The sequence below is a fragment of the Pseudomonas sp. genome (genome assembly GCF_051660785.1).
Lineage (GTDB): Bacteria > Pseudomonadota > Gammaproteobacteria > Pseudomonadales > Pseudomonadaceae > Aquipseudomonas.
The window spans coordinates 76,639-91,989 of the sequence record NZ_JBOFQE010000008.1 but is presented as its reverse complement, the minus strand read 5'-3'; the positions used below and the strand labels follow the sequence as shown (position 1 = coordinate 91,989).

The 15,351-nt window shown below is 57.4% G+C and carries 16 protein-coding genes and 1 pseudogene; 8 read left to right on the top strand and 9 right to left on the bottom strand.

Going from position 1 to position 15,351, the window contains the following annotated elements; genetic code table 11:
* Positions 1–97 precede the first annotated feature (97 nt).
* Together ACRC4F_RS02835 and ACRC4F_RS02830 are read right to left on the bottom strand one after the other, a co-directional pair.
* Entirely contained in the window at positions 98–811 is a 714-nt protein-coding gene (locus tag ACRC4F_RS02835) for a methyl-accepting chemotaxis protein (protein ID WP_438657996.1), read from the bottom strand.
* A 144-nt stretch (positions 812–955) separates the two neighbouring features.
* Positions 956–1,882, bottom strand: a pseudogene (locus tag ACRC4F_RS02830) (methyl-accepting chemotaxis protein); the annotation flags it as partial.
* Between the two features lie 396 nt (positions 1,883–2,278).
* Between ACRC4F_RS02830 and ACRC4F_RS02825 the strand changes: the two are divergent.
* Positions 2,279–2,950: a histidine phosphatase family protein gene (locus ACRC4F_RS02825; protein ID WP_438657986.1), complete on the top strand. Its 672-nt coding sequence runs from the start codon at positions 2,279–2,281 to the stop codon at positions 2,948–2,950.
* Between the two features lie 47 nt (positions 2,951–2,997).
* On the top strand, positions 2,998–3,828 hold the full coding sequence (locus tag ACRC4F_RS02820; protein ID WP_438657985.1) for a phosphatase PAP2 family protein: 831 nt from the start codon (positions 2,998–3,000) through the stop codon (positions 3,826–3,828).
* On the opposite strand, the gene ACRC4F_RS02815 is transcribed toward ACRC4F_RS02820, so the two are convergent.
* The 3 genes from ACRC4F_RS02815 to ACRC4F_RS02805 form a co-directional block, all read right to left on the bottom strand.
* Complete coding sequence (locus tag ACRC4F_RS02815) at positions 3,779–5,218, bottom strand: ArnT family glycosyltransferase (protein WP_438657984.1); 1,440 nt, start codon at positions 5,216–5,218, stop codon at positions 3,779–3,781. The two genes, ACRC4F_RS02820 and ACRC4F_RS02815, sit on opposite strands and share 50 nt — an antisense overlap.
* Positions 5,219–5,302: 84 nt before the next feature.
* Positions 5,303–5,890 (bottom strand): ribosomal protein S5-alanine N-acetyltransferase, encoded by a 588-nt coding sequence (gene rimJ, locus ACRC4F_RS02810; protein WP_438657983.1) that lies wholly within the window; start codon positions 5,888–5,890, stop codon positions 5,303–5,305.
* A 210-nt stretch (positions 5,891–6,100) separates the two neighbouring features.
* Positions 6,101–7,507 carry a DUF2252 domain-containing protein gene (locus ACRC4F_RS02805; RefSeq protein ID WP_438657982.1) on the bottom strand — a complete coding sequence of 469 codons (1,407 nt, stop codon included), beginning with the start codon at positions 7,505–7,507 and terminating at the stop codon, positions 6,101–6,103.
* 131 nt (positions 7,508–7,638) lie between these two features.
* On the opposite strand from ACRC4F_RS02805, the gene ACRC4F_RS02800 reads away from it, so the two are divergent.
* The 5 genes from ACRC4F_RS02800 to ACRC4F_RS02780 all read left to right on the top strand — a co-directional run bounded on the left by ACRC4F_RS02800 (position 7,639) and on the right by ACRC4F_RS02780 (position 11,639).
* Entirely contained in the window at positions 7,639–8,568 is a 930-nt protein-coding gene (locus ACRC4F_RS02800; RefSeq protein ID WP_438657981.1) for a YeeE/YedE thiosulfate transporter family protein, read from the top strand.
* 58 nt (positions 8,569–8,626) lie between these two features.
* Complete coding sequence (locus tag ACRC4F_RS02795) at positions 8,627–8,878, top strand: helix-turn-helix transcriptional regulator (protein WP_438657980.1); 252 nt, start codon at positions 8,627–8,629, stop codon at positions 8,876–8,878.
* Positions 8,875–10,074 (top strand): type II toxin-antitoxin system HipA family toxin, encoded by a 1,200-nt coding sequence (locus tag ACRC4F_RS02790; RefSeq protein ID WP_438657979.1) that lies wholly within the window; start codon positions 8,875–8,877, stop codon positions 10,072–10,074. The genes ACRC4F_RS02795 and ACRC4F_RS02790 overlap by 4 nt, the downstream gene beginning before the upstream one ends.
* A gap of 100 nt (positions 10,075–10,174) precedes the next feature.
* Positions 10,175–10,750, top strand: coding sequence for a type IV toxin-antitoxin system AbiEi family antitoxin (gene abiEi, locus ACRC4F_RS02785; protein ID WP_438657978.1), 576 nt, complete (start codon positions 10,175–10,177; stop codon positions 10,748–10,750).
* Positions 10,737–11,639: a nucleotidyl transferase AbiEii/AbiGii toxin family protein gene (locus ACRC4F_RS02780; protein WP_438657977.1), complete on the top strand. Its 903-nt coding sequence runs from the start codon at positions 10,737–10,739 to the stop codon at positions 11,637–11,639. Before abiEi ends, ACRC4F_RS02780 begins: the two co-directional genes overlap by 14 nt.
* A gap of 50 nt (positions 11,640–11,689) precedes the next feature.
* On the opposite strand, the gene ACRC4F_RS02775 is transcribed toward ACRC4F_RS02780, so the two are convergent.
* From ACRC4F_RS02775 to ACRC4F_RS02760, 4 genes are all read right to left on the bottom strand, one after another.
* On the bottom strand, positions 11,690–11,944 hold the full coding sequence (locus ACRC4F_RS02775; RefSeq protein ID WP_438657976.1) for a hypothetical protein: 255 nt from the start codon (positions 11,942–11,944) through the stop codon (positions 11,690–11,692).
* A 35-nt stretch (positions 11,945–11,979) separates the two neighbouring features.
* Entirely contained in the window at positions 11,980–12,363 is a 384-nt protein-coding gene (locus ACRC4F_RS02770; protein ID WP_438657975.1) for a DUF6124 family protein, read from the bottom strand.
* A 349-nt stretch (positions 12,364–12,712) separates the two neighbouring features.
* Positions 12,713–13,636, bottom strand: a complete 924-nt coding sequence (locus ACRC4F_RS02765) for a hypothetical protein (protein ID WP_438657974.1) — start codon at positions 13,634–13,636, stop codon at positions 12,713–12,715.
* Positions 13,637–13,669: 33 nt separating this feature from the next.
* Positions 13,670–14,131, bottom strand: a complete 462-nt coding sequence (locus ACRC4F_RS02760; RefSeq protein WP_438657973.1) for an isochorismatase family protein — start codon at positions 14,129–14,131, stop codon at positions 13,670–13,672.
* A gap of 247 nt (positions 14,132–14,378) precedes the next feature.
* On the opposite strand from ACRC4F_RS02760, the gene ACRC4F_RS02755 reads away from it, so the two are divergent.
* Positions 14,379–15,311, top strand: coding sequence for an NAD-dependent epimerase/dehydratase family protein (locus ACRC4F_RS02755; protein ID WP_438657972.1), 933 nt, complete (start codon positions 14,379–14,381; stop codon positions 15,309–15,311).
* Positions 15,312–15,351 lie beyond the last annotated feature (40 nt).

Sequence of the window (15,351 nt, the reverse complement as noted above, 5' to 3'; positions counted from 1 at the left end):
ATCATCACCGAGTCGGCGACAGTTCCTGTCGAACTGTAGGACTTCGAGCCATTCCCCGTCGGCGTAAAGGCTGACGGGGGAGGGCTCACGCAGGGGGTTACACCTTGAAGTGACTGACCATCATCTGCAACTGGTTACCCAACCGCGCCAGCTCAACACTGGACGCAGCGGTTTCATCACTTGCGGCGGCGGTCTGTTCCGACACGTCGCGCACGTTGATGATGCTGCGGCTGATTTCTTCAGCCACGGCACTTTGTTGCTCGGCCGCGGCAGCGATCTGCTGGTTCATCGACTGGATGTTGGACACCGTGCGGGTGATGTTTTCCAGCGACACGCCCGCCTTGCGGGTCAGGGCGACGCTGCTGTCGGTCAAGGCGCGGCTGTTGTTCATCACGGTCGACACTTGTTGCGTGCCGTTCTGCAGACCGGCCACAAGGCCTTCGATTTCTTCGGTGGATTTCTGGGTGCGCTGGGCCAGGCCGCGGACTTCGTCGGCGACTACGGCAAAACCACGACCGGCTTCACCGGCACGGGCGGCTTCAATCGCTGCGTTGAGGGCCAGCAGGTTGGTCTGTTCGGCGACGGCCTTGATCACGTCCATGACGCTGCCGATCTTGTCGCTTTCCTGTTGCAGCACACTCATGGCTTCGGTGGAGCGCGCCACTTCGCTGGCCAGACGTTCGATCTGGGCGATGGCTTCGTTAACCACCTTGTCGCCTTCGCGAGCTTCGCCGTCTGCGGCGGCTGCGGCCTGGGAAGCTTCCTCGGCGTTGCGCGCGACTTCCTGCACGGTGGCGGTCATCTCGTGCATGGCGGTGGCCACCTGATCGGTCTCGATCTTCTGGCTGTTGACGCCGGCGCTGGTCTGCTCGGTGACGGCGGACAATTCTTCAGCGGCGCTGGCGATCTGGGTGACGCCGTCGCGGATGCCGCTGATCAAGTCACGCAGGGTCACGCCCATGCGCGCAATGCCTTGCTGCAACACGCCGAGTTCGTCGCGGCGGGTGACCTTGACGTCGTGGGACAGGTCGCCGCTGGCGATGCGTTCGACCACAGCCAGAGTGTCACGCAGCGGACCGGTGATCTGACGGGTGATAATCACGGCCGCAATGATGCCCACCAACAACGCCAGCAACGTGCTGATCAGCTGCAATGTGCGCGCCTGGGCGCTTTCGGCATCACGACGATCGAGCTGGATCTGATACAGCTGATCGCTCAGGGTCACAATGGCGGCGCCCTGATCGGTCATTTCCTTGCGCGCCTGTACGGCATCGGTGTTGGCCGCTTTATAAGCCTGCAAGGCGCTGCGGTAGTTGCCGAGCGCGGTCTCCAGCTGACGCAGGGCGTCTTGCTGAGTGTCGGCAAACTGCGCGTTGAGTGGTTTCAGGCTGGCAATCGCCGTATCCAGTTGGACGACGGCCTTTTGCTCGGTCTCGGTATTGGCGGTGGCGGTGTAGCCGCGTACTTCGTAGCGGGCCAGGATGAACGCTTCCTTGGCGGCGGTGACGGCCTGGAATTGTTCGAAACGCTGATCGCTCAGAGGCATCTGTTGCACGCGGGTGCTGATGGCGTCGATCAGCGTGCTGGCCGTTTCAGCATTGGCGGCCATGGTGTCGCGGGCGCTATTGCCAGTGCGGTAAGCGCTGCGCATTTTGTTCAGCGACGTCTTGTAGGCGTCGATGTAAGTGCCTTGCTCTTTGAGCAACTTGAGGTTTTCCGGGCTCTTGAACTTCGACAACAGCGATTGTTGCTGAGCGGAAAAGGCATCAAGGGTGGTCTGTACGTTCTGAGCGGCGGTTTCATCGCCGTTGGTCAGCATGTATTGCAGGCGCACCACACGCAGTTTGGTCAGGCCAGAGTTGAGCTGGGTGATGTCGCTCATCCAGTTACTGCGGTCAATCAACCCGCCCAGGCTCGTCCAGCCGGTCAGGGCCAGTACGCAGGTCAGTGCCAGGACCAGGCCGAACCCCAGGCCCAGTTTCATGTTCACGCTGATGTTGCCGAACCAGCTATTCATCAAATTCCTCCAGGAACGTTGCGCTTTCGATCGTCGGTTGGCTGGAAGATTGTTGTTTTTAGGTGCCAGCAAGGGTGTGTAGCAGGTCTGTATCGGCAGCAATCGCGAGAGCTGAAAGGATTTTGTCGGACAGATTCTGTAACAAGGTTTTTGTGGGCGGCTTAAGCTTTTTTTCACATGGGTTTCACTGGCTGCCGACGCGCGCCTCTCTACCCTCGTGGCATCGAATGACAATGATGCATGCGGGTGAGGCCGTTTGATGTGGAATTGAGACTGAATCTGTTCGGGATCAAACGCTCGATCAATCTGAGCGTTTTAACCCGTTATCGAAATACCGCGGTGGTGCTGGCCTCGGCGCTGCTGGTGATTCCATTGACCATTTGGCTGTTGCAGCCGGCCGCCGTGCCGGACCTGTCGCATGGCAATGTGGCGGGCGCGCGAGCATTGGCCAAGGGTTGGGCCAAAGGCGAGATCATCGTGCTGGTCCGCCATGTCGAGCGCTGTGATCACTCGAAAGCCGCGTGCCTGAGCGGCAACGATGGCATTACCGACCGTTCGCGCGGTGTCGCGGTGAGTGTCGGTGCGCAGTTCGAGCAATTGGGGCTGGAAAAGGCCGATATCTACAACAGCCCCATGATTCGTACGTCACAGACGGCCAGCTACATGTTCAACAAGGTCGGTGTGGGCGAGGACTGGCTGATCAGTTGCAGGGGCACGATGCTGCGTGATGCCCTGGCGCACAAAGTGGCGGGTCGCAATCTGATTCTGGTGACCCACAGTGAATGCATGGCGCAACTTGAAAAGGACCTCAAGTTGTCGACCTCCACGCTCGGTTACGGCGCTTCTCTATTTATCTCCGCCAAAGCCGCTAAAGCACCGCGCATGCTGGGTTTCATCGAAGCTTCCGACTGGCGCTCGGTGACCTCCGAATGAGTATTCCTTCTGGATCAGGACACACCCTGGCGAAGCGGTTTTATGGGATGAATTTCGGTATCCCGCTGGTCTGCGCGGCCGTGGTTTTCCTGATGTTCGACATGACCAACATCGACATAGCCTTGAGTAATCTTCTGTTTGATCCCGTCGCCCAGATCTTCCCACTCGACAAGGTGCACTTCTTCGAGAAACTCACCCATAAGTGGGCGCGCATCATTCCGAACTGGACCGCTGAAATCGCCTTGATCGGCGCCATGCTGTCGTTTGTCTGGCCGCTGACCAGCACGCAAAAGCATCCGCGTCTCGTGCGCTTTCTGGAGCGCAGCAAAGCGGCGACGGTGCTGCGATTTGCCCATGAGCATCGTCGGGATTTTCTGTTTGTGGTGTTCGCGTTTGCCATCTGCACCGGCGTGATCCATTTCCTCAAGGCGCACACCAGCGTGTACTGCCCGATTGAAACGACCCTCTACGGTGGGAAAATGCCGCGCATTGAATGGTACGAAAACTTCCAGCTATTCAAGGAAGCCGGTGCTGGCCGATGCTGGCCGGGCGGTCATGCTTCCGGTGGTTTCACCATGCTCGCGTTGTACTTCGTGGCTCGTCGCTACCGTTGGCGCTATGCCAAAGCGCTGATGTACGGTTCGTTGCTGCTCGGTTTTGTCTACGGCACGACGCGGGTTCTGCAAGGCTGGCACTACATGTCCCACACCTTCTGGGCCGGGATCTTCGTGTGGCTGACGTGTTTGCTGACGGCACTGGCGTTTTACGGGCGAGCGCGGCTGGAAATACCGGTTCTGCAAAAGGCTGAACTGCCGACCGCTGAACCGCTTACTGGTTTACAAAGTAGTAAGCCTGACGCCCCACCTTCATGGTCTTGAGGACTTTCAGCGGCGCGGCCGGTTCGGTTTCACCGGACATGACCGCCACGTTGGAAGGGGAGGCGGTCAGAAACTCATGCAGTTGCGCCTCGGTGTCCAGGCCCTTGAGCACTCGCTGGGTATAGAACACGCTGGCGCCGCCCACCCGTTCGTTGGCCTGGAACAAGGCGACGTGTTGCCCGTTGGCCTGCATCGTCTGAATCTGTTCGGTCAACGGCAGGAACGACAGTTTGCGATCGGCATGGGGCAGAGCCCATTGAGCGGCGGCCAGGTAGCTGCCGATCACCAACGCGAGGACGCCAATCGCCACGCCGCGTCGATGCCGTGCGATGCGCCCCCACACGTTTGAAACCCCTTCGCTTGCCTTCAGCCGGTGGAACAGAGCGCTCGCATACTCCGCAGCAATCACCGCCGCCGCTGGCGTCATCGACATGAGATACACCGTGCGCTTGCTCGACGCCAACGTCAGCATCACAAACTGCGCCATTATCCACAGCGTGAAAAACAGCAAATAACGATTGGCCATCAAACTTTTACGAAAGTGCCATAACCCCAGGTACACCAGAATATTCCACGGCAGGAACGCTTGGGGCAGCTTGGCCAGGTAGTAGTAGAACGGTTCGTAATGCCCGGCCTCGACAAAAGAACCGCTGAAGCGCCCGACGCTGTTGGTCAGCAGCACTTCACCCAGAGCCTGTGCGCCACCGCGCTGATACAGCACGGCGAGCCAGATCGTCAGCGGGATCAGTCCCGCAAGCGTCAGCAAGCCGGGTCGCAACCAGTCAGAGATGTTCAGGCGCTTGTCCATCAAGGTTTCGGCAAGCAGGTACGCGAAAATCACCACACCCGGCATCGCCAGGCCCAGCACGCCTTTGCTCAGAGTGGCGATGGCAATCCCCGAGGCAAACAGCAACGCGTTGCCGAACGTCGATTGTCGGTGTCCCTGAAAAAACGCCAGCAACGCCATGCTTACGCCAAGCGCGAGCAACGCATCTTCACCGACATCGCGCACGTTGCTCCAGTAACTGGCCATGGTTGCCAGAAAGATGCCCGCCATCCAGGCAGTCGCCCTGGGCCGGTTGAATCGGCGCAGCATCGCGTACAACAGCATCACGCTGAACAACCCGGCGAACGCCGAGGCCAGTCGCACTGCCCACGGCGAGCCACCGAATGCGCGGATGGCGCTGGCATCCAGCCATAAGCTCAAGGGCGGTTTTTCCAGAAACGGTTCGCCGAACAACCTTGGCGTCACCCAGTCGTTGTCCAGGTGCATTTGCATGGCGATTCCGGCCACCCGCGCCTCGGTGGAACCTTGCAGTTGATGATTGCCCAGGGCAAAGAAAAACAGCAGGGCGGCAAGCAGAAACAGTGAAGTGGCAGGACGCGACATAGACTTCTGGCTACCGAGGAGGTGGACCGGGAAGCTCAAGGATACGGCGCGAATACTTAATGAATTGTGAACGGCCTTGAAGTATTACGAGAGCCGTCTGGACCAGCGCTGCTCCGGGGCTTCAAAGCGATCATTGATTAACGCCGTCAACACATGATCCTGCCAGCGTCCGGCGATACTCAGGTAGGCCTTTGCGTAGCCTTCACGTTCAAATCCCAGACGTTCCAGCAACCGCGCGCTGCGTTCATTGCCGGGGATGTAATTAGCCATGATCCGGTGCAGTTTTTGCTCATCGAACATGTAGCCGATGCCCGCTTCCAGTGCTTCCTGCATCAAGCCCTGTCCTTGATGCGATTCGTCGATGTGATAACCGAGATAACACGCCTGAAACGCCCCGCGCGTGATACCGCTGAAGTTGCAGGCGCCGATCATCTGGCCGTTGTCGGGATCCAGCAACGCGAAATGCACCGCCAGCCCCGCCAGGAAAGCGCTGGCTTGCACTTCAAGGCGCGGACGGATGTTTTCAGGGCTGTGGTAATCGGTGGGGCGAATCGGCGACCACCGGGCGAGATGCCTCTGGTTGCGTCGGTAGAAGTCGCTTTCCAGCGCTGCCTGTTCAGGGGCGAGCACCGCCAGGGTCAAGCGTTTACAGGGTAGGGTCAGCAGCGACATTGAGCGCTCCGGATCGCGGGAGTGGAGCGCAAGAATTGCTCAGAAGGGAAGAAAACTCAAACAACGAGCGGTCTTTTCTACAGATAAAAAAAAGCCCGCGGGAGGGCGGGCAAACCGTAGTTTCTTGAATGAGCGAGCGCACTGTACCGATTGGCGAGGGTCGGTGGGGTGAAGAAAAATTCATGTGGATAATGGCCGTCGCGTTAGCGCTCAGGGCAAATGATCTGCCGCAAAGTCCGCCTCCGAGCGAGCCCGTAACCGGCCCTTGCGGCAGGCCTGCTGAAAGCGTTCGAAGTCGCGTTCATTCTGCGCGGCATAGTTTTTCGCATACTTGAACAATGCGTCGGTCATTGCATCGCTCTTGCCGAGGTAGCCGCTGATCTGCGCGGCCTGCCCTGACGATTTGGCATGTGCGCGGGCGAGGGCGCGACCACAGACGCGTCCATAGGCGGCGAAGGTGTCCGCATCGAAGGTCTCGAGTTCGGCCGAGATTTTCATGTCGCGCAACTGGCGCACGTAGAAGTGCCGACCGCCGGGGCCGGTGGTCCAGCCGAGAAACAGGTCACTGGCCGCCTGCATCAACCGTTGACCTTCAACCACCCGCTGACCGTCGTGCCGCACTTTTGATTTTGTCTTCACGTAATCGGCCAGCACTGAACGCCGTGCTTCCTTGAATTGCAGGAACAGCGGGAACTCCTGATCGTCAGTCAGCAGTGCCACCAGGCACCGAGTGCCGACGCTGCCCACGCCCACCACTTTGAAGGCCATGTCCTGAACATGAAACCGCGACATCAACGCTCGACGGTCAGCCTGCAGCGTACCTGGGTAATCGCGCATAAAGGCGTCGTAGATCGGCCGCCAATCCGAGAGCCGCAGCCAGTCATCGTCCTTATCCAGCAGCGTGTTTTTTTTGTGCAGATGGAAAATTTCCGGCAGGTCATCGCGAATAATCGGGCGCCCATGCGCGTCACGCTCGCTGATTTTCGGCAGCAGTTCGGCGTGGCTTCGACCCTTGGCTTTTTCGACGGCGCGTTCGATATGCTCAAGCGTTTTTTTGTTCGCCTGTTTGCGCAGGTCGTCGTAACGGATGGACTCGTACCAGGTTTCCAGAGAGCTTTGTTCGGCGCACTCAAGCATCGTTTCCTGATAGGCGCCGACGGCTTCGCGGCAAACCGTTTCTTCGACTGTTCCCCCATGACGCAGGTCGCGAGCGGCCACCACGATACTTGCCACCAGCCGTTTGACGTCCCACTCCCAAGGGCCGGGATGGACTTCGTCGAAGTCGTGGACGCTGAACAGCAGATTGCGTTCGGGCGTGGCGAAACCACCGAAGTTCATCAAGTGGCAATCGCCGCAGATTGGCGATGTCAGCCCCATGTGAGGCGTGGCGGCCAGATCGTGGGCCTGCAAAAGCGCGTTGCCGCGATAGAAGCTGAAGGGGGAAACGAGCATCCGGCCGTAGCGCAATTCGACCAGGGATTTGATCCGGCCCTCGCTCGACGCTTTGATCAGCGGGAGCGGGTCGCGGGTGGTTTTTCCCGTTGACGCTTGAGCATTGCGCGGGCAGTTCTTGCGAGCATCCTTGCCTTGCTTCAAGCGTTCTTTGAGGGTGGTCATGGCGGCTCGTTCGGTGGGGGCGTATGCGGATTCAGTGTAGAAGGCCTTAGCGGGTTTATCCGAAGTTTGGCAGTGACTGATCTATCCTTCAGGGACCTGTTCAATGTCGCGTTCCGGAAACGAGGATACCTGTGCTTTCCCTGCTGATTTCGCTGCTGCTGGCCTTCCTGATCGGTTGGGTGTCCCAGCGCATGGGCCTGTGCCTGGTCAATGCCACCGGGTTGTTGCTCAAGCGCCGGCCGACGCTGTTTGTGTCGCTCATCTCTTGCGGTCTGTTCGGCCTGTTACTGGCACCGTTTTACAGTTTGTTTGGTGTCAGTCAGCCGTTGTTCATTCCTGACGTCGGCTACGTTTCGCTGATCGGGGGCGGGTTGCTGTTCGGCGTCGCCTCGGTCCTCAACGACGGTTGCAGCGTCGGCACCCTGACCAAACTCGCCAGCGGCAACCTCGGCAAAGCCTTCACGATTGTGGGCTGGGTGCTGGGGATCGTTCTCTGGTATGACCTGAACATGCTGGCCGAACACAAAACCCTGCAAATGCCGACGATCTCCAGCCACCAATACTGGCTGACCATCGGTATCGTGCTGATGGCATTACTCTTCCTGATCCGCGTTCACGGCGACAAACACCTGGTGCTGTCCAGCATGCTCCTGGGCGTCTTGACCAGCGCCCTCTACACCTTCGAACCGCTGTGGACCCCGAGCGTGTTCTTTTACAACCTCTCGCAAATGTTCTGGGCCTCGGGCGACGACTCGCTGACCAACCAGCGCGTCGCGGTGTTCTTCATGCTCATGGTGGGGATGCTCAGCTACACGCTGCATCGACGGACGTTCAGCTATCAGCGGTTTGAATGGCGGACCGCGGGGAAGCATTTACTGGCGGGGGTGCTGATGGGGATTGGTGCGTCGATGATGCTGGGGGGAAATGATTCGCAGATTTTGCTGGTGTTTCCGACGATGACTTGGGTGGGCGCGACGCCGTTGGGGGCGATTGTGCTGGGGATATTGGTGGGGATTGGTTGGAAGCGGATGAGGGGGCGGATTCGTGAAGTCGGAATTTGAATTAGCTTAAATGTGCCGTATACATTACATTTTGGTTCAAATGTTGCGGTAACTACACATGGATTACGCTCTACTGATTTCCCGCCTCGGCAACCAAATACGCGAAAAGCGTATGAATCGTGGTCTGACGCAAGCTCAGCTTGCCGAGCTCGCAGGACTGACACGATACAAAATCATTGCCGTAGAGAAGGGGGCCCTTTCTGTAGGAATGATCGCCTATGCGCGAATTCTGGCGGCGCTGGATTGTGAATTAGCGGTCATTCCGGCGGCTATGCCGACGCTTGAAGAGCTTGGGGGGCTATTCGAATGAAAATGACTTCTCTTAAAGTCAGTACGCCAGAGGGGAGCAGCGGCAGCATCCTCACCAGCGCTGAGGATTTCCTGTTTCGCTATGACGAAGATGCATTGCCCCGCATGGCAATCAGTTTGTCGATGCCTGTACGCCCCGACGAGTTTCGCCGCCGAGACCTGCACCCGATTTTCCAGATGAACCTGCCGGAAGGTTATGTCCTGGAACAACTACGTAATCGCCTGGCTAAAACCGTTAACGTCGATCCGATGCTGTTGTTGGCACTGTCTGGTAGCAGTTCGCCAATCGGTCGGGTTCAGGTGCATTCCGAAGCGGTCGATTCTTTGCTTGCCGGACAGCAGTTTCCAGGGGAAAGGCTCGATGAGATTCTGACGTGGGACGGTACCGAAGATATCTTCTCTGACCTGCTCGATCGTTACATCCTGCGGGCGGGCATTTCGGGTGTTCAACCTAAAGTGCTAGTGCCTGAACAGCAGGAAACGGCCTTGCCGCGAGTCACCTCGAAAACCTCGGACTTGATCATCAAAAGTGGTCGAGAGGAGTTTCCGGGTCTGGCGGTCAACGAGTTCCTTTGCATGTCCATTGCCAAGGAAGCAGGCATTCCCGTTCCAGAGTTTTTCCTGTCTGATAATGCACAGCTGTTTGTCATGCGGCGCTTCGATCGAGATGATCAGCAAAACCCGATCGGTTTCGAAGACATGGCCGCGTTGATGGGGCTTTCGGCCGATCAGAAATACAGCAAAAGTTACGCGGCAATCGCCAAGGCGGTACGGCTTTTCTGCCCCGCTAAACATCAGCGATCTTCCCTTGATCAACTGTTCGATAGTGTCGCCCTGAGTTGCATCGTCGGAAACGGTGACGCTCACCTGAAGAATTTTGGCTTGCTCTACTCTGAGCCTACCCAACGCGATGCGTGCCTGGCACCGGCTTACGACATCGTCAACACCACGGCCTATATCCCGGAGGATGTATTGGCGCTGGATCTGGCGGGCAACAAGTCATTGTTTGCCTCCGGGCAAGGGTTATTGGAGTTTGCACATACGTGTGAGATCGAACGGCCAAAGGAGCGTATTCAGAACTTGCTTACTGCGCTTGAAGTGGTGCTTGAACGTTACCCGCAGCATCGGGAGCGAGCACCTCATGTTGTCAGCGCCATTCAACAAGCGGCAGCGCCGTTTGCGCTGACGTTTGGGTAGCGCGTGTCGTGTTGGCTTTAAAATTTCTTCGCAAAAAACAATGATGGCTTTTTCAATGACTCAACAGTAAGTTACATAAAGTGAAACCTTCTGTAGAGTCATGGGTATGCATCCACACTCAAAATCCACCCAGCCAATGGGACGCCTTCTTCAAAAACTGACCCGTCTGGCCAGCGAAGAACGCTACCTGTTCACTCCCGACGATCTCAGGGGAGTGGTGCCCGATATTTCCGAAGGTGCCTACAAAACCTTGTTGAGTCGCGCAGCCTCGGAGGGTCATCTGACGCGAGTGTGCAGAGGGCTTTACCTGTTTGAGGCGGCCAAACCGTCCAGCGGATTGGTGCTGTTTCATGCGGCTGCAAGGCTACGTGCCAAGGAGTTCAACTACATCAGCCTTGAAACGGCATTGAGCGATAGCGGCGTCATCTCTCAGATCCCCATCAACTGGATCACGCTGATGTCTTCCGGTCGCAGCAGCACCATTTCATGCGGGCGCTGGGGCACCATCGAATTCGTGCACACCCGCCAGAAACCTCAAGATCTGGTTGGCCAGGTTCACTATGACGCGCGTTGCCGCCTCTGGCGGGCAACACCGCAACAAGCATTGCGGGATATGAAGGTCGCGAAACGAAACATGGATTTGATCGATTGGAGCGTCGCCAATGAGTTTGTTTGATGAACTGGTAGATGAGGCACTTAAAAACAAACGGGACTTGGCGCCATTGCGGGTCGTGGTGGAAAAGGAATTGCTGCACCATGACATCATGCTCGCGCTAAGTTCTGCCGGCATGCTCGCCAAACTGACCTTCATCGGCGGAACCTGCTTGCGTGCCTGCTACGGCTCAAACCGCTTGAGCGAGGATCTGGATTTCACCGGTGGCGCTGACTTCAATCGCGAGAGCCTGACTGAGCTCGCCCACGTTCTTGTCTCAACGCTGAAAACCAAATATGGCCTTGAGGTTGAAGTCGGTGAGCCTGTTCGCGAGGAGGGGAATGTCGATACCTGGAAGCTCAAGGTTCAGACCCGACCCGTGCGCAAAGACCTTCCGGCGCAGCGCATTAACATCGATGTGTGTTCCATTCCGAGTTATCAGCCACAACCCATGTTGCTGCTGAATCCATATGGCGTCGACATGGGCACAAGCGGCCTGATTTTGCAGGCAGAAACACGCGAAGAAATCTATGCCGACAAAATAGTGGCTTTCGCTCTGCGTCCTAACCGAATCAAGAACCGAGATCTCTGGGACATGGTCTGGCTGCGTCAGCAAGGTGTAACGCCGCAACTGCATTTGATTGGGAAGAAACTGAACGATCATCACTGCGAGCAGAAAGAGTTCTTGAAGCTGTTCAAGGAGCGTTCGGAACTGCTCGATGCTGATCCGAAAGTGGTGCTCGAGTTTCGCAAGGAGATGAGTCGGTTCCTGCCAGGAGAACTGGTCGCTCAGACCGTTAATGAACCGGCGTTCTGGACGTTTTTGGTTGGGCATATACGTGAGTTGTATGTGACGACGGAGAAAGCGCTGACCGGAGCTGAGAGCGTTCAGGGCTTTGGGTTCAAGATGTAAAGTCCAGCAGTCATAAAAATGGGCGATCTCAGTGAGGTCGCCCATTTTTTCTATGCCGAAACCTGAGCCTGCAATCGTCGGCCGACGACATCCATCAAATCGCAACCATCGCGCAGTGATGTCACCAACACTCGCGCCAATTCACTGTGAACCCCCTCGCTCACAGCAAAGCTCTCCAGCAATTGAGTCGCGGTGCGGATGCGGTAAGCCGCGGTTTCGTGCAGTACGTCCAGCGGCGCTTGGGTGTCGATCAGCAGCGACGCGATGGTGCAGTCGATGCCGGTGACAGGCATGTATCGATCCATGACAAAACCTCCATTCGGTAAAAGAGCGCGACCACTCAGTGGTGGCTGGCGGACGGAACTTCGGACGCGCCATCGGGCGGGTCGAAGTTGTCCAGCGCTCGATTTACCAACAGCTCACCCAGCACCGCCAACTGCTGAATTGCCAGTGCCACGTTGCGGCGCGAGCCTTCGAGTTCGCAGGCGAGGTCGGTGGTCATGACGTTGAGCGAGGCGAGGGTTTCACAGGCGTGAGCGAGCAGGGTTGGCGTGTCGACGTCGGGCAGGATGGTGAAGACGTGGCTGATGGGGTCGGGGTGATTTGGGTTGCGGAGGCGGGCGCTGATGATGCGTTCGGTAGTTTCGGAAAGTTGGCTTAAATCGGGTGCGTCTGCGTCTGAAAATGCCGCAGATTTGGGCGGATTTGGAGTGATCTTTTTCATTATGAAGTTCCTCACACTATTGAGAGAAGCTGCCATCCCCTGCTGTCAAACAGGATTGGGTGGCAGCCGTACGCGGGTTGACAGACCGGAAGTGTGAGAACCCGGTGCATCCGAAGATGCCCCGCGCACAGCCGCCATAAACGAGACTGCATGCGCGTGAGCATGCCGCCTGATCGGGAGGAGTGAAAGGGTACACTTTTCAGCCTGTCAAAGCCGATCGCTGATTTGCAGCGACACCTGAAGGCTATCGACGCGGAACAGCTTCCGCCAGTTCATGAAAGCCGATACGAGTTGCGGGAAGTTTCCTAGGACGAAGACTACGTCCCTACAAACTAAGTGACTGCGTATCTCAATACTCCGTAACCCCATCCTCCCGCAAAACCCACCCAGCCTCCCCAGCCACCAACCGATACCGAACCTGCCGAATCTTCCCCGTCCTTCCCGCCCCATCATCCGCACTCTCATAAACCGGAAACCGCCGAACCAACGAACCCTCCACCACCGCAAACTCATCCTCGCCCTGATACCCCTCCGCCGCTTTCGCATCCTCACTAACAACCGGAAGATAAATCTCGCTCAGCGATTTCTTGCGATTGGCCGCATACGCAACCAACTCCCCCGGCAACCCGCGCCCAGGGGATCTGACAAACACGTAAATCTCCGGCGATCCATCCTGATCGAGGTCCGCGACTTCCGCCCGGACGATGTTGCCGGTCAGCGACCGGGTGATATCCGAATTATCGACCTCAAGCCCCTGAGGCGAGATACGCACGGCAGGGTTGCCGTCGACCCATTTCCCCGTCACATGAAAACGAATGCCCAGCAGTTCAAGCGTCTGGTCAAATGGTTGAGTATTGTCCGAGGTATCAGATGGGCTGAGGTTTAATGAAAGGTTGTAGTTCGCCACTTCATTGCGCCGTGCGGCGTTGCGCATGAGGTACACCTGAACCGTGTATTCGCCATCGACGGGCAACGGCCCCATGAAGTGATTGCCCATGATCGAGCCGTTAAATAGCGCGTAGTCCGCGCCTTTGGCGGTGATGTTGAAGTAGGCAGATGTGTTGGAAGGCTTGAGGTCGACGGTCAGTATCTGGCCCGCCTTCGCGCTCACACGGTATTGCGCAGTAAGCCGGCCCTGGATGGATTGTTTGATCTCGACAGCATTGGTGCCCTTGTCGAAAGGGACTTGTTCGACACGGGGGGCAACGTCGGTGGCGGCCTGTGCAGACAGGAAAACCATGACTGTCAGGGCAGAAGTGATCCAGATGTTCATGTTGATCGCCCTTAGAACAGCGCGCCCGGTTGATTACAGCTCATCTGATCTCACCGTGTGCTTAAAGTGATGCTCCCAAAGCCTCACCCCCAACGCCCCCGACCGATCCAGCGATGACCCCACCGTCAAATCCGTAATCAACGTCGGCTGCAATCCCGCGTCAAACAGTGCAAACCCCGCCGCCAGGCAGCAGGTCTCGGTCTGAAGCCCGCACACCAACACGCGATCCACCTTCAGGCTTTTCAAGTATTCAATGGTCTCAATGGACGGCGCATACCCGTGCTTGATAAAGATGCGATCCGCATCGATCAAGCTTTCATCGTCCGGAGCAGGGTGCCATCCCAATTGTTTCTCAAAAGGTGTTTTCGATTCGTCGTGACGTTCAACAGTAGCAACGCTGGGCAGTTTGCCGACGATTTTCCGGATGCCGTCGAGGAGCCATTGCGGCGGGTCGAAGCTAGGTTGGACGTCGATAATAAGGAGGACTTGAGACATGGCGAAAGTTCCGTTCTAGACGTAGTTTGACGGTCTGGAATGGCAATTGTATGACAGCGTGTAGCCAATAAACGTCGTCAAATAAGTGACGTTTTTGGCAGGAAATTACCGCTCGGCGATAAGTTAGACAAAGTATTGACAGTGTCAATCTGATCTCCCATTATCGGCCGCGTTTTGATGGCCTTGCGCCACAAACTCGGCGGAATTCAACCACTCGTATCCGCTCTACTGTTCAGGGAGAGATTTCATGTTTGTTGAGCGAATACTGGTGACTGGCGGTGCCGGATTTATTGGGTCGCACCTCGTAGAAGCGTTGCTGGGCAAAGGCTACAAGGTTCGTGTGCTGGATAATTTGTCCACCGGCAAGGTCAGCAATCTGCCGATGGATAATGCCAATCTGAACCTGGTCATCGGTGATGTTGCAGACGGCGCTGTAGTGGCACAAGCCATGCGCGATTGTGGTGCTGTCGTTCACCTGGCCGCGGTGGCCTCGGTGCAAGCGTCGGTGGATGATCCGGTCAGTACCCATCAAAGCAACTTCGTCGGCACCCTCAACGTGTGCGAAAGCATGGTGAAGGCCGGGATCAAGCGCGTGGTATTCGCGTCCAGCGCAGCCATTTACGGCAACAACGGCGAAGGCACGGCGATTCACGAAGACACGCCAAAATCCCCGCTCACGCCGTATGCCAGCGACAAACTGGCCAGCGAGCAATACCTCGATTTCTATCGCCGCGAACATGGTCTGGAACCGATGATCTTTCGGTTCTTCAACATCTTCGGCCCGCGTCAGGATCCGTCATCACCGTACTCCGGTGTGATCAGCATCTTTACCAAGCTGGCCATGGCCGAGCAGTCGGTGGCGATTTTCGGTGACGGTTCGCAGACCCGCGACTTCGTCTATGTCCAGGACCTGGTGAGCATCCTCGTTCAGTCCCTGGAAGTCAGCGAACCGAGCCCCGGCGCGGTGAACGTTGGCCTGAGTCGTTCCACCAGCCTCAACGACCTGATCACTGAATTGGGCGCCGTCACCGGCAGCCCGTTGAAGGTGATTCATCACGCGCCACGTCAGGGCGACATTCGCCATTCGCGCGCCAACAACAGTCGCCTGCTGGAGCGTTTCAAGCTCCCGGAACCGACCGCCATCGGCAAGGGGCTGTCGCAGCTTATTCGCAGCCTGTAACCCGGCCGGTTCCACTGTCCGACATCCAAGCAGTATCGGT